Below are 6,056 nucleotides of genomic sequence, written 5' to 3'. Positions count from 1 at the left end.
CTCAATAATTGCCTTAATATAAAAATAAATATATTTTTGAAATGAATTACTTATTTATATTCTCAAGGCATATTTTTTAAAGCTGAATATTTTTCGAGATAATCTGAAATTCAAGTTAAACTGGTCTAACGAAGTACTACAAAGCATGGTTGTTGAACAACTGCCTGTCTTAAATTAAATGAACACGTCAATCATAGCTACCCTAGAATTTGAGGTATTCAATGAATAACAAAGTTAATTATATACTTGTTGGTTTATTTGTCATTATATTAAGTTTTGCTCTGATTGCGGGAGTTTTATGGCTCACGCTGGATAAGAGCAATAAAGTGTATGATACTTATCAAGTTTATATTCAAGAATCAGTGTCTGGATTAAATCTAAAGGCGGCGGTTAAATATAAAGGGGTGAAAATTGGTTCAGTCCAAGACATTCGTTTAAAACCCACTCGACCTGATGCCGTGTATTTAGTGCTGGAAATTGAACGCGGCATTGCTATCAAACAAGACACTTACGCGATGTTATCCGCAAATCCATTGACAGGTGTGGCATTTATTGAATTAGCAGGCGGCAGCTTAAATGCGCCGATTCTGAGCTTAGCATCAGATCAAGCTTATCCTGAAATTATGAGTAAACCTTCTTTGTATCAACGTGTAGATTCAACGATTAATGCGATATTCTCCCAACAAAATACGCAAGCGGTGACTGATAGTTTAAAAAATATACAAGCCGTGACCAATGTCCTTGCGAAACATGAAAACGATTTAGACCATTTTTTACATAATATTACTGAAACCTCTTATCACACTGCACAACTTGCCCAAGATTTAAATACACTGACCCAGCAAATTTCCCAGACTTTACAATCCACGCAAAATAGTGCGGACAGCTTGAATCAATTATTACAGGCCAATCAAGATAATATTCAACAATCAACTCAAACCATTGTCAAAATAACGGATGAATTACATCAATTAAGCCGCAATTTAAGAAATGATTTGGATTTTTTAGGACAACAAACTGTGCCTGAAATTACGAACAGTGTGACTGAATTTCGCCAACTATTACGCACTGCACGTCGTTTAATTCATACCCTTGAATTGCAACCAAATATGTTATTATTTGGCAATGCCAAACCAGATGAAGGGCCCGGAGAGTAAATCATGTTCACTGCATTTCGTCTCATTTTTGCACCATTTATTATATTATTGCTAACTTCTTGCAGTTTTTTAGCCGCAGATACAGCACCGAAACATTATTTTATCGCGATTGATCCTGTCAGTTTGCCAGCCAATAAAGTTGACGGCAAAACCATTTTAATTTCAATTCCACAAGCCACTCCTGGATTTGATACACAGCAAATGGTTTATGTGAAAACACCGTATGTTTTAGAACATTATCGTGATAATTTATGGGTTGATAACCCTTCGCGTTTATTATTACCTTTAATTGTGCAAAGTTTGGAAGCCACGGGAAAATTTGGTGCAGTGCTTTCCGCTACTTCTTCGCCAATTTTGGGTGAATTGCGTTTAGATACAGAAATTATTCGTTTGCAACAAGAATTTTTAGAATCCCCATCAAGAGTACGTTTCACGCTACGAGTACAATTGTTAGATATGGCACAACGGGCTATTTTGGATACTAGTGTATTTGATGTGACTGAAATCGCACCCAGTGAAGATGCAGAAGGTGGGGTGATTGCAAGCAATAGAGCAGTACAAGTGGTGTTAGAGCAGTTGGCTGAATTTGTGGTAAAACACCTGTAGTTTTTTCAAATTAATGAACTTAGAGCTTTGAATATGGATGATACGATTTTTAAGAAATTACAATGGCGTTGTCGTCGTGGTATGAAAGAGTTGGATGTATTGATGCAAGGCTATTTACACGAGATGTACCGTGATGCACCTGCAGAAGAACAGCAAGCATTTCAAGCTCTTGTCGAGATGCCAGACCCTGAGTTGTATCACTATTTTATTGGTAAACAGACCTTGGAAAATCCACAATTAGTGGCTTTAATTGATAAAATTCGCAAAAAATTCAATTTAGTATAATTTCTTAAAACAAATGCAAGGCAACCGAAGGCAAAAGCTCCTGACTCCTGCCTAATCTCAGTTAACCTTGCATTTAGCGAAGTGTACATCGTTTAGGAGAGGCACACAGATTAACATGATATAAGCGATTAGACAAATCTTGTTGTAGGTTTTTCTACAAAACTTCCTTTCAATTGTAGCTCACCATAAATAATTCATTGTTATCCATAACTTATGCAATGGCGTTAAACTAACATAATGTTGGAAAACCGCTAAATTGTCTTGTTCTATCTCTTTTAGTGTTGCAATGGCCAGTTTTGAACGAATAAGCCCCATTTTCTGCTGACGGTGTTCTGCTTTTGGTAGTTTTTTCAGAAAATCATTATAATACAAATGGATACGTTGCGCCTGAAATTCAAGTAATGCGTGTAATCCCTCGGTTTGTTGTTGTTCAAAAACAGCGTGTTGTGTGAGGCTAAATTGTTCAAATTCTGTTTGTGGAATGTATACATAAGCACTGAGTGTATCGCGGCGTAATTCTCGGAGTAAATAATATAGTTGCAGCATAACACCTAATTGCTGAGCCGCTTCTAATGTTTCATCTTGTTGATAACCTAATATTTTTGTGCAGAAAACCTGTAATTGTCCGCTGGATTGTTCGCAATAGGTTTTAAGTTGGGAAAAATCAGCAAAACGAGTTGGACAATGGATAAGTGCATTAACCATGTTCATGAGTTCTGTTTCAGTGATTTGATATTGTTCAATCATATTTTTTAAATCTTGGGTTATGGGGTGAGAAGCTTGATCCGCAAATGTATTGTGCATTTCTTGTTGCCACCAGTCCCGCTTTTGTTCTGCAACGCGAATATCTTGGCATTTATATTTGATTTCATCAATTTCGTGAAATAAGGTATGTAATAGCAATAAAGCGGTGCGTTTTTGTGGCGTGATAAAACGTAGGCTGTAATATAAGCACGAGCCATCCCGTAGTATTTTTTGTTCACAATATTGTTGGTTATTCATTCGGCGGTATTTTGATAATTAAGTAGGATTTATTGATATAGTGGATTTGCTGTCAGTTGCAATGGGCAATTTTATAATTATCTTTAATGGGTAATAAGAGCAATTAGTATTTATTAGGAAAATAAGAAATGCAGACAGACTATTTCAACATGTTAAATCAATGGTATGAGTCTCAGTGTGATGGTGAATGGGAACATACTTATGGAATAATAATAGAAACACTAGATAATCCGGGATGGCGTGTTTGCATTGATATGCAAGATTTAGAGGGTTGTATTGCTAAATTTACTCCAATTGTCAAAGAAGAACAAAATGGATGGGTCAGTATCAATATTCAAAATGGTGTTTTTATTGGCGCAGGTGATCCTAATAAATTAGAATTCATTATCAAAACTTTTATAGAGCTTGTTGAGAATAACGATGAGAATTTTAAAATCCTAATAAATTCATAACCTAGTGCATTTGAACAGCATTCCCACATAGCACATCATTGTCATTAAATTAATAAAAGATGATTATTTCCAAAAAAAACTAAACAATCAATAGTTTAACTTAATAGCAATAACGCGGTACATGAGAACGAGATAAAGTTAATCCGCTAAAGAACTATGTGTAATAATTGGCTGGTTATCTTTCGATAAAGAAAGCAAATCAAAGCTAATATCACCAATTGGACTTGAGCCTAATCGTAATGTGGCTTGATAAATTTCACCAGATATTGACAAAGCTGGGATATGCAAAGATGAGGTTTCGATATCAAAATAAGGCTTTTGTTCATCAACACCATTATTATTTGAAGCACCCGTTTGGATACCACAAGAACTTGGATTTGCTACACAAGCACCAATCAACGCATCAAGATCAGCTTGTGTAAATAAGTTGCAGTCAGCAGGATTATCGATACATGCTTGTTTACCCTTTTCAAATGCACCATCCGCAGGCACTTCAGCAGAGCAAGCCACGTATGGCGCACCACAAATTTCACCATCTGACAAACTGTAAATTTCACCTGTACGACTCAAGGTTGCTGTGTATATTACTTCACCGCCATTCGTTCCTGAATTTCCTTGCATTGTGAGTGAGCATGATGCCCCTTCTGGTAAGCTGATAGAATTCACATTTGAAGTCGTTGTTATCGTTGCTTCTGCACAAGTAATTGTATGAGGAATCGGTGTGCTTCCTGTTGGAAGAAACATATAGGTTCTAGCTGGATTGGATGCGCCACTAGGTTCAGTATCAGGCAAAGCCAACATAACAGATGAATTTGTATTAATTTGTTGGTCAGTCGTGACAAAAACGCCGCCAACTTGGGTAGAGCCACACGCGATATTATCATCACCATCATTAGGAATTGCAAATACAGCAGTGACCGTACCATCTTCAGTATCCACACCACCACTTGGGCATGAGGTCGCTAGAACTGTGGTAGAAAATGCAAGACTCACACAGCCCGCACTCCATCCTAGCCAGCGCATCCACGACTTTCTTGATTGTTTAGATATATCCTGCTCATCATGCTGGACAGTTTGAATGTTCATATCACAAGTAAGTTGTTTTACCATAAGATTCGATATTCCCTTATATTATAAAATACTAATAGATAATGGAGGCTTGCTCACTACTAAATTCAATTGGTGTGAGTGTCTATTCAAAAGGCTTTATTTCCACACAAAGCACAGTTTTATCGATAGACATTACCAATGTAAATATATAATTTAGCATAAGGGATTAATTATAACTTTTAAACAGTATTTTAGGGAATATTTATTGATTTTTTACAGTAATTATGAGTATTTATATTGTGGAAACACAGTATGAAGCTTTCAATAAAGTTTATTTTATTTCAATTATTTAACTCCGTATTCGCACCGTAAGCATTTAAGTTCAAAGCTGCATTGAGGTCACGGCCAATGTTAAGACCACAATCACAATGGTAAGTTCTGTCACTTAAGCGTAACTTTGTTTTAATTTGACCGCAATTCAAACATATTTTAGAGCTTAGAAAGAATCCATCAGCAATGACGTGTCGCAGTTTGGCTTTGTATCTGCGTTCGTAAGTAGCCAAAGCCTGCATCAATGATGCTACGTGCTAACTTGTGGTTTTTCACCATGCCTTTAACATTCAGGTCTTCAATCACAATACGGTCAAAGTGGCTCGTTAAATAATCACTTAATTCATGCAACATTGCTTGTCTTTAATTGCTAATACGAAAATGTAGTTTTGCCACTTGGCTTTCGCTCGTCGTTGGCTAGCCTTTTGTTTTTGTGACAAAGCACATTGATATTTCTTGAGTTTCTTTAGACTCGCTTTTAATTTTTGATTAGCTGGAAAAAACACTCCCGTACTCAGGGTGGCAAGGTTTTTAATCCCGAAATCCACGCCAACACTGAATTGACGCTCAACATCTCTTGGGTTGTATTCTTGCGTCTCAACTAAAATAGAAGCAAAGTATTTCCCTGCTTTTTTACTGATGGTAACTTGTTTGACTATCTCATCAAAACGCAATTTTTGGCGCATTCGTATTTTAGTTTTGATATGCGCAACAAACCTCCATCAAACTTAGCTTGTTCTTGGAGTGCAAAAGAATCATCACATCTTTCTTTTTAAACTGTGGAAAACCCGCTTTTTGCTTGGCTTTGACACGTCTAAAAAAGTGCTTGAAAGCGTTGTCTAAATCATCAATGGCATTACGAGTCACACGGCTAGAAACTTCTATATACCAATCGAATTGAGGACGGATCGTTTTGATATAATATTGGTAAGCATCTGATTTAGATCATTTGTTATCTTGAAAATGAGCTAATAGTTGGTTGTAATAATGACGACGTGAACTGCAAGCTTTATCGAGGTATGTTGCTTGTTCTTGTGTTGGTCTGAGTTCAACGTTATGTGCTAACAACATCATTTAAAGCGTCCATTAGCTTCTTGTTTTCCTTGCAGGCAATAACTCTCCCGTCAATTCCCACTTCCTTAACTGAGCAGGACTTGAGCCTAGTATCTGTCTC

General features: G+C 36.6%; 10 protein-coding genes. 4 read left to right on the top strand and 6 right to left on the bottom strand.

The window, feature by feature from the left end; translation table 11 throughout:
• Positions 1-221: 221 nt before the first annotated feature.
• Genes ABXH34_RS17200 through ABXH34_RS17190 form a run of 3 tightly spaced genes read left to right on the top strand, consistent with a single transcriptional unit; the run spans position 222 to position 2,048 of the window.
• On the top strand, positions 222-1,157 hold the full coding sequence (locus tag ABXH34_RS17200; protein ID WP_353573115.1) for an MlaD family protein: 936 nt from the start codon (positions 222-224) through the stop codon (positions 1,155-1,157).
• A 3-nt stretch (positions 1,158-1,160) separates the two neighbouring features.
• Positions 1,161-1,763, top strand: a complete 603-nt coding sequence (locus tag ABXH34_RS17195; RefSeq protein WP_353573114.1) for an ABC-type transport auxiliary lipoprotein family protein — start codon at positions 1,161-1,163, stop codon at positions 1,761-1,763.
• A gap of 33 nt (positions 1,764-1,796) precedes the next feature.
• Complete coding sequence (locus ABXH34_RS17190) at positions 1,797-2,048, top strand: FAD assembly factor SdhE (RefSeq protein ID WP_353573113.1); 252 nt, start codon at positions 1,797-1,799, stop codon at positions 2,046-2,048.
• Between the two features lie 180 nt (positions 2,049-2,228).
• Here the strand turns inward: ABXH34_RS17190 and ABXH34_RS17185 are convergent, their stop codons facing one another.
• Entirely contained in the window at positions 2,229-3,050 is an 822-nt protein-coding gene (locus tag ABXH34_RS17185; protein WP_353573112.1) for a squalene/phytoene synthase family protein, read from the bottom strand.
• A gap of 128 nt (positions 3,051-3,178) precedes the next feature.
• Here ABXH34_RS17185 and ABXH34_RS17180 point away from each other — a divergent pair, with 128 nt between their 5' ends.
• On the top strand, positions 3,179-3,502 hold the full coding sequence (locus ABXH34_RS17180) for an immunity 53 family protein (protein WP_353573111.1): 324 nt from the start codon (positions 3,179-3,181) through the stop codon (positions 3,500-3,502).
• Between the two features lie 138 nt (positions 3,503-3,640).
• Here ABXH34_RS17180 and ABXH34_RS17175 read toward each other — a convergent pair whose 3' ends face one another.
• From ABXH34_RS17175 to ABXH34_RS17155, 5 genes are all read right to left on the bottom strand, one after another.
• Positions 3,641-4,612, bottom strand: a complete 972-nt coding sequence (locus ABXH34_RS17175; protein ID WP_353573110.1) for a hypothetical protein — start codon at positions 4,610-4,612, stop codon at positions 3,641-3,643.
• Between the two features lie 281 nt (positions 4,613-4,893).
• The gene (locus ABXH34_RS17170; RefSeq protein WP_353573109.1) at positions 4,894-5,124 is read right to left on the bottom strand and encodes a zinc ribbon domain-containing protein; all 231 of its coding nucleotides are present in this window, start codon (positions 5,122-5,124) and stop codon (positions 4,894-4,896) included.
• Complete coding sequence (locus ABXH34_RS17165; protein WP_353573116.1) at positions 5,063-5,236, bottom strand: hypothetical protein; 174 nt, start codon at positions 5,234-5,236, stop codon at positions 5,063-5,065. Before ABXH34_RS17165 ends, ABXH34_RS17170 begins: the two co-directional genes overlap by 62 nt.
• Positions 5,221-5,568: a transposase gene (locus ABXH34_RS17160; RefSeq protein ID WP_353573108.1), complete on the bottom strand. Its 348-nt coding sequence runs from the start codon at positions 5,566-5,568 to the stop codon at positions 5,221-5,223. Before ABXH34_RS17160 ends, ABXH34_RS17165 begins: the two co-directional genes overlap by 16 nt.
• A 259-nt stretch (positions 5,569-5,827) precedes the next feature.
• The gene (locus ABXH34_RS17155) at positions 5,828-5,956 is read right to left on the bottom strand and encodes a helix-turn-helix domain-containing protein (RefSeq protein WP_353573107.1); all 129 of its coding nucleotides are present in this window, start codon (positions 5,954-5,956) and stop codon (positions 5,828-5,830) included.
• Between the last annotated feature and the right edge of the window lie 100 nt (positions 5,957-6,056).

It is taken from the genome of Candidatus Albibeggiatoa sp. nov. BB20, from assembly GCA_016744725.1.
Classification (GTDB): Bacteria; Pseudomonadota; Gammaproteobacteria; order Beggiatoales; family Beggiatoaceae; genus Albibeggiatoa.
This window is presented reverse-complemented; position numbering and strand designations above follow the sequence as displayed.